Origin of the sequence: Sphingobacterium sp. SGG-5, from assembly GCF_011043525.1 — a bacterium.
GTDB lineage: Bacteria > Bacteroidota > Bacteroidia > Sphingobacteriales > Sphingobacteriaceae > Sphingobacterium.
The window spans coordinates 412026-426630 of sequence record NZ_JAAKGO010000002.1; the positions used below are offsets into that span (position 1 = coordinate 412026).

The 14605-nt window shown below is 46.2% G+C and carries 14 protein-coding genes; 11 read left to right on the forward strand and 3 right to left on the reverse strand.

Annotation, left to right across the window (positions count from 1 at the left end; all coding sequences use genetic code 11):
• Positions 1 to 123 precede the first annotated feature (123 nt).
• Positions 124 to 1131 (reverse strand): GntR family transcriptional regulator, encoded by a 1008-nt coding sequence (locus G5B30_RS04045; protein WP_165318674.1) that lies wholly within the window; start codon positions 1129 to 1131, stop codon positions 124 to 126.
• Positions 1132 to 1397: 266 nt separating this feature from the next.
• On the opposite strand from G5B30_RS04045, the gene G5B30_RS04050 reads away from it, so the two are divergent.
• From G5B30_RS04050 to G5B30_RS04075, 6 genes are read left to right on the forward strand one after another with little or no spacing between them, the layout of a single operon-like run.
• On the forward strand, positions 1398 to 3575 hold the full coding sequence (locus tag G5B30_RS04050; RefSeq protein ID WP_165318675.1) for a glycoside hydrolase family 2 TIM barrel-domain containing protein: 2178 nt from the start codon (positions 1398 to 1400) through the stop codon (positions 3573 to 3575).
• Entirely contained in the window at positions 3575 to 4141 is a 567-nt protein-coding gene (locus tag G5B30_RS04055) for a glucose-6-phosphate isomerase family protein (protein ID WP_165318676.1), read from the forward strand. Before G5B30_RS04050 ends, G5B30_RS04055 begins: the two co-directional genes overlap by 1 nt.
• Before the next feature lie 10 nt (positions 4142 to 4151).
• Complete coding sequence (locus G5B30_RS04060) at positions 4152 to 5066, forward strand: ROK family protein (RefSeq protein WP_165318677.1); 915 nt, start codon at positions 4152 to 4154, stop codon at positions 5064 to 5066.
• A 35-nt stretch (positions 5067 to 5101) separates the two neighbouring features.
• Positions 5102 to 6892 (forward strand): class I mannose-6-phosphate isomerase, encoded by a 1791-nt coding sequence (locus G5B30_RS04065; RefSeq protein WP_165318678.1) that lies wholly within the window; start codon positions 5102 to 5104, stop codon positions 6890 to 6892.
• A 10-nt stretch (positions 6893 to 6902) separates the two neighbouring features.
• Positions 6903 to 7280: a phosphomannose isomerase type II C-terminal cupin domain gene (locus G5B30_RS04070; RefSeq protein WP_165318679.1), complete on the forward strand. Its 378-nt coding sequence runs from the start codon at positions 6903 to 6905 to the stop codon at positions 7278 to 7280.
• Positions 7258 to 8658: a sugar porter family MFS transporter gene (locus G5B30_RS04075; protein WP_165318680.1), complete on the forward strand. Its 1401-nt coding sequence runs from the start codon at positions 7258 to 7260 to the stop codon at positions 8656 to 8658. Before G5B30_RS04070 ends, G5B30_RS04075 begins: the two co-directional genes overlap by 23 nt.
• Positions 8659 to 8815: 157 nt before the next feature.
• Here the strand turns inward: G5B30_RS04075 and G5B30_RS04080 are convergent, their stop codons facing one another.
• Positions 8816 to 9688 carry an AraC family transcriptional regulator gene (locus G5B30_RS04080; protein WP_165318681.1) on the reverse strand — a complete coding sequence of 291 codons (873 nt, stop codon included), beginning with the start codon at positions 9686 to 9688 and terminating at the stop codon, positions 8816 to 8818.
• A 125-nt stretch (positions 9689 to 9813) separates the two neighbouring features.
• Between G5B30_RS04080 and G5B30_RS04085 the strand changes: the two genes are divergently transcribed.
• The 5 genes from G5B30_RS04085 to G5B30_RS04105 all read left to right on the forward strand — a co-directional run bounded on the left by G5B30_RS04085 (position 9814) and on the right by G5B30_RS04105 (position 13598).
• Positions 9814 to 10629: a phytanoyl-CoA dioxygenase family protein gene (locus G5B30_RS04085; RefSeq protein ID WP_165318682.1), complete on the forward strand. Its 816-nt coding sequence runs from the start codon at positions 9814 to 9816 to the stop codon at positions 10627 to 10629.
• Between the two features lie 10 nt (positions 10630 to 10639).
• The gene (locus tag G5B30_RS04090; protein WP_165318683.1) at positions 10640 to 11743 is read left to right on the forward strand and encodes an alcohol dehydrogenase catalytic domain-containing protein; all 1104 of its coding nucleotides are present in this window, start codon (positions 10640 to 10642) and stop codon (positions 11741 to 11743) included.
• Positions 11744 to 12544: an alpha/beta hydrolase gene (locus G5B30_RS04095; protein ID WP_165318684.1), complete on the forward strand. Its 801-nt coding sequence runs from the start codon at positions 11744 to 11746 to the stop codon at positions 12542 to 12544.
• A gap of 216 nt (positions 12545 to 12760) precedes the next feature.
• On the forward strand, positions 12761 to 13294 hold the full coding sequence (locus tag G5B30_RS04100) for a hypothetical protein (protein WP_165318685.1): 534 nt from the start codon (positions 12761 to 12763) through the stop codon (positions 13292 to 13294).
• On the forward strand, positions 13278 to 13598 hold the full coding sequence (locus tag G5B30_RS04105; protein ID WP_165318686.1) for a nucleotidyl transferase AbiEii/AbiGii toxin family protein: 321 nt from the start codon (positions 13278 to 13280) through the stop codon (positions 13596 to 13598). The genes G5B30_RS04100 and G5B30_RS04105 overlap by 17 nt, the downstream gene beginning before the upstream one ends.
• A gap of 136 nt (positions 13599 to 13734) precedes the next feature.
• Here G5B30_RS04105 and G5B30_RS04110 read toward each other — a convergent pair whose 3' ends face one another.
• A complete protein-coding gene (locus tag G5B30_RS04110; RefSeq protein ID WP_165318687.1) occupies positions 13735 to 14601 on the reverse strand; it encodes a sugar phosphate isomerase/epimerase family protein in 867 nt (288 codons plus the stop codon).
• Positions 14602 to 14605: the final 4 nt, after the last annotated feature.

The following is a 14605-nucleotide window of genomic DNA, read 5'->3' on the forward strand; positions in this document are numbered from 1 at the left end:
GGGGTTAACTGCATTTTTATAGATGTCTACCATGGGCTTATGATAACGCTCAAATAATGCCTTTGCTATCTGTACCGCATCGCCCCGAGGTTATGTAGGGTAGGGATTCGTAGCTTGTACCCATTACATCGAATTTCTTCTGATCAAAGAACAGGGGTTAATAATATGGTCTTTTTTTCGATTTAGGACCAGATCAGCCATGCTCTTACCCATTGCGGTAAAATCCGTTGAAATAGTTGTGATGCCGGTGGCCACCACAGATTTCAACGGCGTGTCGTTGTAGGAAATGATCCCAATATCACGGCCGGGAACAAAGCGCAACGCCTGTGCCGATTGTACCAGTTTAACCAGGCTTTTATCATCGAATACGAGATAGGCCTGGTTTTTTGCCAATTTATCAGCAGAGAATTCCTGGATGATGTCGTAGTCCATCCCTATTTCTTTGCAATACCGTTCAAAACCCCGTTTGATGTCCCGCGGAATATTGCTCGGTTCGGGAAAGATCATAGACAGCTTTTGATATTTGCCAATCAGATCCGAACCAGACCGGAGCGCATTATATACATCTTCTTTAAAATTCTGACATACAGAAGGAAACTTCCGCCCGAACAGTCGCCGCCCTCGATCGAGTATATAGATTTTATCCTTGGGAATAAGGTCCAGTATAGGTTCCACGCTTTTACTGGGAATAGGCATGATCACATAGGCCGTATAATCACCGATACTGTCCTCGATGAGATTGTTAAAGATTTTGAGGTTAAAATGGTGGAAGTAAATCTCCACCTTTCCTTTACGACCGATTTCCTCCCGGAATGCACTGTAAATATCTTCCTTATAGGAAGTAAGATTGTCGAACAAAAGGAAGATATGATGGTGTTGATCAGCCGAGGGTTTTGCTATATAATAACCTTTTCCGGGCTGTGACGTAACGATGCCTCTGGATTGAAGCTCATTAAATGCGGTAATCACGGTATCCCTCGATAAATTATATTTTCTGCAAAGTTCATTGATGGACGGCATTTTATTTCCCTTCTCCACGACTTTATTATCCAGTGCGTCATATATGGAATTAATGATCTGCTTGTATTTAGGGACGGGCGAATCTGGGGTTATTTTAATAAGGTCAATCATCCTTTCCTGCATTTGAACAGCAAATTTAAAAAAGATCTGTAAGATTTCATTTTTTTAAAGTCAAATATACTTACTGTTACGTACTGTATGGTATAAATAATTAGTTTATATTATTGGTAAATAGATATTTATATATTATTATTGTTTTTATGTTTCTTATATTAATATTTTTATATACTTTTGATACGAACTTTATAAACTGTTTAGAAGTGTTTTCAAAAATATGACAGGCTCCTCATGCTGGTGAGCCAATAACCGATAATATCATGGCAAGTATCCATACTCTTATTACACATATGACCCAAACGATTAAAAAAGAATTAAGCAATCTGGCAGGTATGCAGATTGCTTTGATTGCTCTCATGAGCATCTTCTGGATTTCACAGGCTTTCGGAAGCGGCAAACCGAAGGAAGAGCTGCGCCAAGTCCTTTCACTGAATGGCAATTGGGAATTGGCCTATACCGAATCATTTGACCAGGCCCCCAATCGGTTTGCTTATACCGTGCCTGTACCGGGGTTGATCGATCTGGCTAACCCAGCCCTTGGTATGCCCAATAACGATCTATTAAACGACAAGGTATACTGGTACCGATGTCATTTCAAAACAGAAAGCGCTGCGGTGGTCTATTTAAAGATCTATAAAGCCATGTACCATACCAAAGTGTATATAAACGGTCAGCTCGTCGGCGAAAATCCCTACTCCTTTACGTCAGGTATTTTTGACATCGGAAAATATCTAAATAAACCACGGAAGGACAACGAGCTGATCATTGGCGTTGGTTGCCGAAACATGTTGCCTGATACCGTAACAAATGGACATGATTTTGAAAAGAAACGCTATATCCCGGGTATATATGATAAGGTTGAAATTATACGTTCCGGTTATCCGTTTATTACCAATGTACAAATTGCCCCCAACACCGAAAAACCATCCATTCGGGTACAGACAAACTTGATGCTCAACAGCAAAAGCTCTCAACCGCATAAAGGTAAGATCGCTTATGTCGTCAAAGAACTAAAGTCGGGCAAAGAAGTAACAAGAGGACAGGCTGACTACTTCGGCAAGCTCGTGGATTTTCAGGTCGATATCCCAAATGGACGGCTCTGGTCACCCGAAGATCCATTTCTCTACACCCTTGAACTTATGACAGACGGCGACAGCCATGTGACCCGGTTTGGCCTGCGTACGTTCGGTTTTGAAGAGGGTAAACCTTACGGACTGTTGAACGGCAAGCCTTACTATCTGCGGGGAACCAATGTCACGCTCTACCGCTTTTTTGAAGATGACGCTCGACAATCACTACCCTGGAACGACGAGTGGGTCGTCAATTTGATTAAAAGCTATAAATCAATGCACTGGAATTCAGCGCGATTCTGCATCGGATTCCCTCCCGAGCGCTGGTACGAAATTGCCGATAGCCTAGGTTTTCTTGTGCAGGATGAATACCCCATATGGGCAAATGCCATACCCGCACACCATCTGGCCAACGAGTATAAGGCGTGGATGAGCGAACGATGGAACCATCCATCTGTCGTCATTTGGGACGCACAAAACGAGACAATCACAGCTGAGACCGGGAAAGCTATCCAACAAGTACGGTCGTTAGATCTGTCCAATCGTCCATGGGACAATGGATGGTCACCACCCCAGTCCGAGACAGATATCGTTGAGGCCCATCCGTATCTGTTCCATAAATATCAACGCTTAGCGACACCGTCTTCCGACGGCCCGCTGCGAGACGTTCTAGAAGGGAAGCGTTTCCCTGATAACGGCCCAAACGAAAAGAGTCCATCGCCAGAGGGCACGTATTATAACAACCCTATTATCATCAATGAATACGGGTGGTTGTGGCTGAACAGAGATGGTAGTCCGACCACGCTGTCTGAACCCGTCTACAACCGTATCGGGATGGGGGAGCTTACAACCGACCAACGCAGGGAATTGTATGCACGCTACCTAGCTGCACTGACTGAATATTGGCGGGGACACCGCCGTTGTGCCGGGGTCCTGCACTTTTGCGGGTTAGGCTATTCGCGGACAGCCGATCCTAGAGGACAAACCAGCGATCACTTTATCGACGTGGCACAATTGGAATACGACCCTTATTTTATCAAATACGTCAAACCGGCTTTCGCACCTGTCGGCATCATGATTGATTACTGGACAGAAAGGATATGGCGAGGAGCGTCAATCGCAGTTCCAGTAAATGTTGTCAACGACACATACGATACTTTCGAAAAGGAACTCGTGTTTGAATTGATCGACGAAACAGGGACATCCCTACAAAAGAAAACCTATTCCGTCAAAGTCGACCCTTTGGGCAGTACACGTTGCATGTTCAGCTTAAAAATGCCAAAGACCAACGGCAAATATGAGCTATTAGTATACTACCATTCAGACGAAGGAAAAGTATTTAGTTCTCGCAAAATTGAAGTGAAGTAATGGGCAATATTTTATTAGCCGAAACCCGGTATGACGGTCGACACTTAACCGGTACCGATGTAGAACGATCGGTAAAGACTCTGAAAGATATACGAAGCATTTTCAGCGACTCCGAAGCAGGCAGAAAACTTCCAGACGAACAAGTGATTTATGAAGTAGAGAGTTATCTGCCGGTCCCTTCCGGGACATTGGGCGGACTTTTTTTCGGTATAACTTTTATCCATCCGGGCAGGGTGGGCGACGAATATTTCATGACCCGTGGCCATTTCCACCAAATACAGGACCGCGCAGAATATTATTGGTGCATCGCAGGAGAGGGAGCCTTGCTTCTGATGGATCAACAACGCAACACCTGGACCGAGAAAATGTATCCGGGAAGCCTCCATTACATCCCTGCAGGCGTGGCCCATCGTACTGCTAATACGGGTAGCGGAGTACTCTCTTTCGGAGCCTGTTGGCCGGCGGATGCCGGATACGATTACGAGCGCATTGACCGGGAAGGTTTTTCAAAAATACTGGTCAGGAAGGAGGGAATACCCACCTTGATCGATAGGCCGACCCGTTAAAGCATTTATCATGGATACAGCAAATTACTCCATCGGCATAGACCTTGGCGGCACTCGAATAAAAGTAGGCCTTGTCATAGACAATGTGGTGACGGCAAAAACAATCATCCCGGCTCAATCCGTCAAAGGCTTGCAGCGGCACCTGCCAGCCATTCAAGAAGCCATAGATAACCTGATTGTGCGCACCGGTTTGCCCATAAGCGGGCTGGATGGCGTTGGACTGGCTTTTCCCGGTATCGTCGATTCCCGATCACAACGGATCATATCAACCAATCAGAAGTATGACGATGCATTACACCTGGATTTGGCCGGATGGGTAAAACGGAATTGGGTTGTACCTTTCTTTATCGACAATGATGCCCGTATGGCGGCGGTTGGCGAATGGAGATATGGCGCAGGGAAAGATACAGACAATCTGGTAGTCATGACCATTGGAACCGGGATCGGTACGGCAGCCATTATAGCAGGCCAGCTCCTCCGGGGGAAACATTTTCAAGCAGGTTGTCTAGGTGGACATTTTTCGGTGCGGTACAATGGCCGGGAATGCACCTGTGGCAATTTGGGCTGTGTGGAAGCCTATGCGTCGGCATGGAGCCTCAAAAACACATCCGAAATGGCTTTCACCGACTTCAAAGCCTTGTTTGAAACTGCAAACAGCGGGAATCCCTTTGCCATTCAGGTACGTCAGGAATGCCTCGATATATGGTCGGCCGGCATTATCAATCTCATCCATGCCTACGATCCCGAAGTCGTGGTCTTGGGCGGGGGTGTGTTAAACAGTAGTTCCGACATCGTTCCCTATATTACTGAAAAAGTACGACAACACGCCTGGTGTCCCTGGGGCGACGTACAAATTCGCCCGACACAACTTTTAAGTGACGCAGGTATCCTGGGGGCAGTGTATGGGCTGCATCATCCGATTTAAATGAAGATAAAAAAGTTCAAAAAATTAATAAAGAAATGCAACCTCAAGAAAGCAGCAAACATCCGATTTCGAATTATGACAAGCAACCGCGTGTAACCATTGATGGCGATACCACCGCATCACACGAAGGTTGGAAAAACTGTTGCAAAGCGATAGCCAAAAAGCTCGACAACATACAAAAAGATAAGAAAGTGGTGGTTTTTGAATGTTATCACGGCGTAAACGACAGGGAGATCATGCCGATGCTAAAAAGCAACTTCCCCGGCAAATTTTATCACACGCCAGACTATATGCATGCCGAAGCGCATATCCAGCAACTGGTCTATCCGGATGTGACGGACGATCGGGTATTCGGGTATATCACACGTCTACGCATGCCCGACTTTTTTGACGAGACTAAGGTAGCATCCGTACAAAAATATATCAACGAGCAGCCTTCTGGTGTGTTTTACGTGTATGGACCGGGAGCCTCTTTGATCTATCCTGAAGCAGATCTGCTCGTTTATTTTGACATGCCCCGTTGGGAGATTCAGCAACGATTCAGACGGAATGAAATAAGCAACCTCGGGGTAGAAAATGCGACGTTGAGTGCAGGGCTGCAATACAAACAGGCATTTTTCGTCGATTGGCGTGTATGCGATAAATGGAAGAAGACGCTGTTGCACCGCATCGATTTTTTTGTGGACACCACACATGCACAGGGTCCCAAATTGGTCTCCGGCGACCTTTTCCGGCAGGCATTGGAACAGGTAGTGACACGCCCTTTTCGTGTCGTTCCCTTCTTTGATCCCGGTCCCTGGGGGGGGCAATGGCTGAAGACGCATTTTGATATAGATAGTGACGCCACGAACTTTGCATGGGGGTTTGATTGTGTGCCGGAAGAAAACAGCCTTTTGCTTGACTTCAATGGTATTCTTTTCGAAACACCAGCCATAAATTTGGTTTTTACTCAACCCCGACAGCTCCTCGGAAATGCGGTACAAGCTCGGTTTGGCGATGAATTCCCCATCCGTTTCGATTTACTGGACACCATGGAAGGAGGGAACTTAAGTCTTCAGGTACATCCGACGGCGGCGTACATCCGCGAAAACTTCGGGATGACCTACACCCAGGAAGAAAGCTATTACCTGTTGGATACCGGCGAGGATGCCTATGTATATCTGGGATTGAATGAAGGTGTAGCGCCACAGGCGATGATCGAGGATCTGCGGGAATCCAACCTCACCGGGGAGACGTTTGACGTCGATAAGTATGCTCGACGATGGCCGGTCAAAAAGCACGACCATATATCCATTCCGGCGGGTACAGTACATTGCTCTTGCAGCAATTGCATGGTGCTCGAAATCAGTGCTACGCCCTACATTTTTACGTTTAAGCTCTGGGATTGGGGTCAGCTGGGGCTGGACGGCAAGCCCCGCCCGATAAATATCGATCATGGACAACATGTCATCGATTGGGCACGACAGCCCGACAGCACAGAAAAAGAACTGATAAACGCCATTAAGCCGATAACAAATGGCGACGGATGGAGCGAGGAGAGCACGGGTCTGCACGAACGGCAATTCATTGAGACCCGACGGCATTGGTTTTCCAAGCCTGTACTTCACCATACGAATGGAAGTGTTAATGTGCTTAACTTAGTAGCAGGAAGGGAAGCCATAGTTGAAAGCCCGACCGGTGCTTTTGCGCCTTTTGTGGTACATTATGCGGAGACGTTCATTATTCCGGAGCAGCTTAAGACGTATACGATCCGGCCATTCGGTGAGAGTGAAGGAAAGGAATGTGCGACTATAAAAGCGTATGTCAGAACAGGCGTTTACAACTAAATAATAGCAGATGAATTATAAAACAAAATTTATTCCTTCGGAAAAGCCCGATGTAGCCTTTGTCTCACGGCCATGGGGCACCTTTAAACAGTTTGCCAACAACGAGGCGAGTACAGTCAGCCTGATGACTATGTTGCCGGGGCAGCGGATGAGCCTGCAATCTCATGTAGGCCGGGCCGAACTTTGGATCGTTATCGATGATGGCGCTACGATACAGGTCGGTGACCGGATCTGGGAAGCACAGGCCGGCGAGGAAGTGTGGATTCCGGCAGAAGAGCGTCACCGATTGAGTAATCGCGGCAATCAGCCTATCCGAGTATTAGAGGTTGCTTTTGGCAATTGGCAACAAGAAGACATTCAACGTTATGAAGACGACTACCAACGCTAAGTATAAGACGGTAAGCATCAACTATATTAGTATAGCAGTAGCTATCGGCGGCTTACTGTTTGGATTTGATACGGCTGTTATTTCCGGAGCTATCACGTTCGTCACGGCACAATTTTCACTTGACAGTATAGCTGAAGGCTGGTTGGTAAGCAGTGGCCTGTTGGGATGTATCATTGGTGTAGCGATTACGGGATTAGCGAGTGACCGCATCGGCCGTAAGCGTACCGTCATACTGGCCGGGATCCTATTTTTAGTATCCGCAGTCGGCTGTGCATTCGCTCCGACCTTTGCAACCTTGGTGGCAGCGCGCTTAATTGGCGGCATCGGTGTGGGCATGGCATCCGTTATTTCGCCCATGTATATCTCTGAGTTTGCTCCTGCCGAAAAGCGTGGAAGTCTGGTTGCTTATTATCAATTGGCCATTACGGCCGGCATCCTGTTGGCCTATTTCTCCAATGCCTTGCTCGTACACTTTTCACAACATGATTTTAGCAGCCGTATGATGACCTGGTTTTTTGTGGAAGAAACCTGGCGGCCGATGTTCTTGGTCATGGCTATTCCATCGCTGATATTTCTGGGAATGTTATTGCGTGTTCCCGAAAGTCCGCGCTGGCTGGTCTGGACAGGCAAAAAAGACCAAGCAACCGCCGTCCTGAAGAGCGTGCGGACACCGAAAGAGGCTCTTCAGGAAATTGAAGCACTCGATAATGCAAAACAAAAAACAGAAAAACGGAAGATCCGCTTATCCGACCCACGAATCAGGCTGCCCCTCTTCACAGGGATTACACTAGCGGTATTGCAGCAGTTTTCGGGTATCAACGCTATCATCTATTATGGTCCCCGCATTTTCCAATCCGCGGGCATGGAGGCAGATAATGCCTTGGCTTTTCAGATTGTCATTGGTAGTGTAAATCTGCTGTTCACTTTTGTGGCGATCAAGTATGCGGATAAATATGGAAGGAAGTTTCTGTTGAAAACCGGGCTGGGAGGGATTATTTTTTCTCTTTTTGCCCTCGGCGCTCTCTTTCATTGGGGATATACGGAAGGTGTTGTACTGCTTGTGCTGATGTTGTTGTTTATCGCCTGTTTTGCTTTTTCGCTGGGGCCGATCACCTGGATTATCATCAATGAGATCTTTCCGACAGATCTGCGTGTCAAATTGGTATCCATCTGTACGATGTCCCTATGGGTTGCCGTCTGGCTGGTGGGACAATTTTTCCCCTGGTTATTGGATTATGCCGGTGCGGCTGCAACATTCTGGACCTTTGGGTTTTTCAGCGTCATAAATTTTGTCTTTAGCTGGAAAGTGGTCAAGGAAACCAAGGGTAAAACCCTCGAAGAAGTAGAAAGGGTGTGGCACGTAGGAGGATCACATTAAGGCATCAATATTTCCGGATCTTGTCCTGCGTTGCTTTTTGCACTCTTCTTCCAAACTACAATTAAAGAGGGTGCTACCTTGGAAGGTAAGCCATCTGCCTTAAGGTAAGATCCGTTTACATAGATGCAAAAGCAATCCGACTATAGTCGAATCCGATTCAACTAAGGTTAATGGTATTTAGGAACCGCTTGCGGTAATTGAGTGGGCTCATTTGCATCCGTGCCGTAAACATTTTATAAAAATGGGAGATATCCCGAAAACCACATTCATAGCAGATGTTTGTGATATTATAATCGGTCTGTACGAGTAGTTGGGTAGCATAGCTTATCCGGTAGTCGATGACCGTCTCTATAAAGGTTTTGCGAGTCATTTTTTTAAAGTATCTGCAAAAGGCATTTGTGGTCATCCCGATAGTGGCGGCAGCATTGGCTACGGAAATATCACTTCGAAAATGCTCGACGATATAAGCGAACACCTTCAGGATCCTCTCCCTGTTGTCGTGGGAATATGCTTCGGAGTCCGTGTTTTTGTTGAGCAATCGATATTGATCGGATAAGGACAGGCTGTGGAGGATTTTCAGGAATAGGAGCAATCGCTCAAAATTATCTTTTTCCAACAGCATTTGCTGCATGCTTTCTCTTACCTGATTTTTGATCCTGCCGCTAAACTCGATCCCACTGTTGCTTTTCTTCAATAAATCGGAAATCCTGGACAGTTCAGGCGTATCAAAGAAATGACCGCCCAGAAAGTCAGGACTAAACTGAATGACAAATGAACCAGCTGTTGTATCTTTAGGGGTATCCAGTTTCCAGCAATGCGGCAGATCCGCTCCCAGAAGTACCAGGTCGTTCTCTTCAAACGCAGACATATCACTACCTACAAAGCGTTCCCCTTTGCCCTGCGTGATAAAGGTCAGTTCATATTCCGGATGGTAGTGGAACGGTGCGGAAAACCCTTTCCGATCAAATTCCCGGATGGTAAAGGATTCTTTGCCTGCACGGGTAATGATTTCAAAAGAAGCTTTCAACATGGGCTATTTTATTTCGCTTAAATGTGAAAATAATAATATTGGGTAATATATCCTAATATTATGCCAATATTGCCCTTTTAATCATTGAAGGATATGCGGTATTTAGTTTCATAAAATTTAGCATTATGAACACACACACATTACCTCCTCTTGACGGTCTGCACCGTGTTTCCGAATCTCAGGTTGAACAATTTCGAGAAGACGGCCATACGCTCACTAAGGGCTTATTGTCATCCGATGAAGTCAACGCTTATCGCGATGTTGTATCCCAGGCTGCAATGAAGTATAACACGGAAAAACGAAAGATGGAAGACCGTGATACGTACGGTAAAGCCTTCTTACAGATCATGAACCTATGGCTGCATGACGAGGGTGTCAAAAAGATGGTGCTGTCTAAACGGTTGGCCCGGGTCGCCGCGGACTTATTGGGTGTCGAGAATGTCCGCATCTACCATGATCAGGCCCTGTTCAAAGAGGCTGGTGGCGGGCCCACCCCTTGGCATCAGGATCAGTACTATTGGCCCATCGATACATCGAATACGATTACGATGTGGATGCCGCTGGTCGATATTGATGTCGATATGGGTATGTTGACCTTTGCTTCGGGTTCACATAAAAAAGGAAATGTCTTTGACTTTGAGATATCCGACGAATCGGAAGCATCGTTTGATAAGTATGTTCAGGAAAATGGATTCCCTATAGCCTATGCCGAGCACATGGAAGCCGGGGATGCAACATGGCACTACGGCTACACGATCCACAGAGCTCCGGGCAACCATTCGGACCTCATGAGAGAAGCATTTACAGTTATTTATATTGCGGATGGTGCGAAGGTTACCCAACCCAAGAACAAATGGCAGAAAGCCGATCTCGAGGCTTGGCTAATGGGTAAAGAGGTCGGTATGCTTGCTGATTCGCAGATGAATCCTTTGGTTTTGTAAATAAAAGAATATGACGAAAGGGTACGCGGCCATAACGGATGGTAAGGGTCACTTTTCTATGGAAGCGGTTGAGGTGGATCAGCCTGCGGCCGATGAAGTTCTGGTGCAGATAAAGGCTGCCGGACTTTGTCACACCGATTACGATTCATTGCAGTGGGGCCGGGAAATGATTCTGGGGCACGAGGGAGCCGGCATAGTCGTGGCAGTGGGGAGAAATGTACAGCATCTTTCAGAAGGGGATCATGTGCTTCTGAATTGGGCCATTCCCTGTGGTTTTTGTTTTCAGTGTAAAACCGGCAATCCGAATATCTGTGAAAATAATTCCCCGGTCACCGGTGTCGGCGCGGGATCAGCACATGAGGGTGGAACCATGTGGAGACAACGTCCTATCAGTCGTGCCTTTCATTTGGGTACGCTCTCCGAATATACCTTAGTCAAAGAAGCTGCCGTGGTCAAAAACCACGCGTTAAATATGCCCTTTACGGCTGCGGCCATTATTGGTTGTGGCGTGATGACCGGCTACGGTTCCGTGATGAATGCGGCAAAGGTGACGGAAGGATCCACGGTCGTCGTCATCGGTGCAGGAGGTGTGGGGCTTAATGTCATACAGGGTGCGCGTCTGGCTAAAGCAGGAAAAATCATCGTGATTGATATTCTTGAAAAACGCTTTGCTATGGCAAAGAAAATGGGAGCCACGCATACGATCACGGCGTCAAAAAAAGACACACTGCTGTTGGATGCGGCAAAAAAAGTAAAAGATCTATTGGGCGGAAGGGGAGCAGATTATGCTTTTGAATGTACGGCAATCCCTGCACTAGGAGCCGCGCCGCTGGCGATGGTCAGAAACGGGGGAACAGCTATACAGGTGAGTGGCATCGAACAGGAAATCAATATCGATATGAATCTGTTTGAGTGGGATAAAATTTATATGAATCCCTTATATGGCAAGTGTAGGCCCGCGATAGATTTTCCGGCGATTATCGATCATTACGAAAAGAAAGAACTCTTTCTGGATGAACTTGTCACGAGAACCTACTCACTTTCTCAATTACCACAGGCTTTCGATGATCTGCTGCAAGGTAAGAATGCAAAAGGCGTGATTGAATTTGTATAAATGGAATTATTCAGAACTATAGAAATATCGGAGCCACAGTTTGAAAACAGCTGTTTGAGGTACATTACGGTAAAAAGTCGCCATTTGAAAGGTCGGGGGGACATTTGTGTTTTCGTACCGCCGTTTCTCGAGACAGTAAAGGACTGTCCTTTGATTATTTTGCTGCATGGCGTGTACGGAAGTTCCTGGAGCTGGACATTAAATGGGGGAGTGCATATTACCGCATTGGAGATGATGCAGCAAAAAAAAATACCTCCCGCGGTCATCGCGATGCCTTCCGATGGATTATGGGGAGATGGATCCGGGTATATACCGCACGATGGTCTGGATTTTGAAAAATGGATCGCCGAAGATGTACCAGCTGCGGTACAAAAATGTATACCGTCAGTCCGTACGTCGTCCCGGCTATTTATTGGAGGTTTATCCATGGGAGGTTTTGGTGCCCTAAAGATCGGAACAAGATACGCCGGCCAGTTTTCGGCGGTTGCTGCTCATTCTTCCCTTACACACCTTGCACAGATGGAACTCTTTGTAGAAGAAGAGGTTAATGGCCTGTTACAAAAGGAAGCAAAAGATAACAGTGTTTTTTTGACCATCATGAAGCATAAGCACCAATTGCCCTTTATACGTTTTGATTGTGGGCTTTTGGATACCCTTTTGGATGAAAATCGTCTATTGCATCATCAATTGCTTGAAGCCGGTATCCCCCACGAATATGAAGAACGTGAGGGAGGACATGAATGGCCTTACTGGCAAAAGCATATCCGGGACTCACTACTGTTTTTTTCAAAATATTTTTGAAAAGTAAAAGGCAGTCCTCTATTCTTACGGGGCGGTCTTTGCCTCATTACCTCAGCGATCTGACCATTTCGCGGAAATTGATCACACTCTGCGTGACATCAGGGACACTATTATCCCAATTGTATTCATATTCAGCAGCTATCATCCCCTTGAAACCCTGATTTTGTTTTGCAATTCGCGATTTGCAAATCACAAAACATTCTTTATCTTTGTGTCATGAGGCGTAAGCACAATGGCATGAGACCACAGGATATGGTTATCTTACTCAAGATTGTAACCATGGATGGCGAAAACTGGCAACTGAAAGATTTAGCCAACTCCCTACATATTAGTAATTCAGAGGTGTCGGAATCGTTGGAAAGAAGCCTTTATGCCTATCTGATCGATTTTGAAAAGCGCCATGTCCAACGGGGTAACCTGATCGATTTTCTTTTACACGGTATGAAATATGTATTTCCTGCTCAGCCAGGAATACTGACAAGAGGTATACCGACAGCGCATTCTCATCCATTTATGCAGTCATTTATGAGTAGCGAACAGGCCTATGTGTGGCCATCTTCTTCCGGATCGGTCTCGGGACAAGCCATAGAACCATTCTATGCCAACCAAGTGAAAGCTATACAGGAAGATGAAGAGCTGTATCGGTTGTTGGCATTGCTGGATGTGATCAGGGTAGGCAGGCTTAGAGAGAAGGCCATTGCAGAAGAGGCGCTGAAAGAGGAATTATTAGCTCGTGTCAAATCATACTAACACAGTACGGATCAAGGCGGTAAATAAAGCTCTGCAAGAGTTACGTGAACTTGTCGTTTTCGTAGGAGGTGCAACAATATCTTTATATGCCGATCGGCCTGTCCTTGAAGTCAGGCCGACAGAAGATATTGATGTCATCGTCGAGATACTTAATTACACCCAACGGCAACAGCTGGAAGAAAGGCTGAGGGAAATAGGTTTTACAAACGATGTAGAGCGTGGAATTACCTCTCCGCAGACTTCAGCCATCATGGACAATATAAAAAATTGGCTGACCGAAACTAAAGAGGATTATCCATATTAATCACAAGAAGTAAACTACGATCGAATTCTGCCAAAAGTAGTACAGCAATACTTCTCACGGCAAACTGAACGCGATGTATCTGTTGCCCGATCGCAATATTTCAGCGGTATGCTGTTTAGGTGTCACAAATCCTTCACTACCTCAACGATCTGACCATTTCGCGGAAATTGATCACACTCTGCGTGACATCAGGGACACTATTATCCCAATTGTATTCATATTCAGCAGATATCATTCCTTTGAAACCCTGACGCTTCAGTTCGGCCAAAACCCCCGGAATATTATTGACTCCTGTTCCCCAATGCACGTCATGGGCCTTTTTGTTGTTCCTCTCATTCAGGTCCTTGAAATGCAGATGGTAAATCCGTCCTTCCAGCTTTTTCAGGCATTCGATAGGATCCAGTCCCGAGCGTACCCAGTGGCCTATATCTGCCGCTGCACCCATCCTCGTACTCCTACCTTTGATAGACTGTAGGACAGTTTCGGGATTCCAATAACGGGACGGGTCCGGATGGTTGTGGATGGCCGCCCTGATGTCATATTTATCGCACAGCCTGGAGACCTGGTCCAGCGACTGCGGAGTAGGTTCGCACGTGATGGTTTTAACGCCCATACTCTTGGCGAAGGCAAATATTTCCTCCCATTCGGCATCATTCTTCGCATAGACCACGCCATAAGCTTCCAGTGTGATATTTTTCTTCTTCAACAGGGCACGGACATATTGTTTACTGCGCTCTGACATGCGGGGGCCCATCTTTTCATCGATACCTCCACCTATTTCCTGCCCTGAATAGGCTTCTACATACCGAAGTCCACAGCTATCGATTTTATCCAGTGCTTCGGTAAAGGTAAAATTCTTAAACGTATAGGCCTGCGATCCCAGATGCCAGCCCAGAGACTCCTCGGGATGAGAAGAAGAGGTCTTAGTTCGGGAGGATGTAGCACACCCCGCTACGAAAAAAATAACAACTAAAAAAGGTAATGTATTTTTAATATTTTTCATACTA

What these genes read in the sequence shown, in the direction of transcription:
- G5B30_RS04045 (WP_165318674.1), bottom strand. Translation starts at nt 1,131, where the DNA reads ATGATTGACCTTATTAAAATAACCCCAGATTCGCCCGTCCCTAAATAC.
- G5B30_RS04050 (WP_165318675.1), top strand. Translation starts at nt 1,398, where the DNA reads ATGGCAAGTATCCATACTCTTATTACACATATGACCCAAACGATTAAA.
- G5B30_RS04055 (WP_165318676.1), top strand. Translation starts at nt 3,575, where the DNA reads ATGGGCAATATTTTATTAGCCGAAACCCGGTATGACGGTCGACACTTA.
- G5B30_RS04060 (WP_165318677.1), top strand. Translation starts at nt 4,152, where the DNA reads ATGGATACAGCAAATTACTCCATCGGCATAGACCTTGGCGGCACTCGA.
- G5B30_RS04065 (WP_165318678.1), top strand. Translation starts at nt 5,102, where the DNA reads ATGCAACCTCAAGAAAGCAGCAAACATCCGATTTCGAATTATGACAAG.
- G5B30_RS04070 (WP_165318679.1), top strand. Translation starts at nt 6,903, where the DNA reads ATGAATTATAAAACAAAATTTATTCCTTCGGAAAAGCCCGATGTAGCC.
- G5B30_RS04075 (WP_165318680.1), top strand. Translation starts at nt 7,258, where the DNA reads ATGAAGACGACTACCAACGCTAAGTATAAGACGGTAAGCATCAACTAT.
- G5B30_RS04080 (WP_165318681.1), bottom strand. Translation starts at nt 9,688, where the DNA reads ATGTTGAAAGCTTCTTTTGAAATCATTACCCGTGCAGGCAAAGAATCC.
- G5B30_RS04085 (WP_165318682.1), top strand. Translation starts at nt 9,814, where the DNA reads ATGAACACACACACATTACCTCCTCTTGACGGTCTGCACCGTGTTTCC.
- G5B30_RS04090 (WP_165318683.1), top strand. Translation starts at nt 10,640, where the DNA reads ATGACGAAAGGGTACGCGGCCATAACGGATGGTAAGGGTCACTTTTCT.
- G5B30_RS04095 (WP_165318684.1), top strand. Translation starts at nt 11,744, where the DNA reads ATGGAATTATTCAGAACTATAGAAATATCGGAGCCACAGTTTGAAAAC.
- G5B30_RS04100 (WP_165318685.1), top strand. Translation starts at nt 12,761, where the DNA reads ATGAGGCGTAAGCACAATGGCATGAGACCACAGGATATGGTTATCTTA.
- G5B30_RS04110 (WP_165318687.1), bottom strand. Translation starts at nt 14,601, where the DNA reads ATGAAAAATATTAAAAATACATTACCTTTTTTAGTTGTTATTTTTTTC.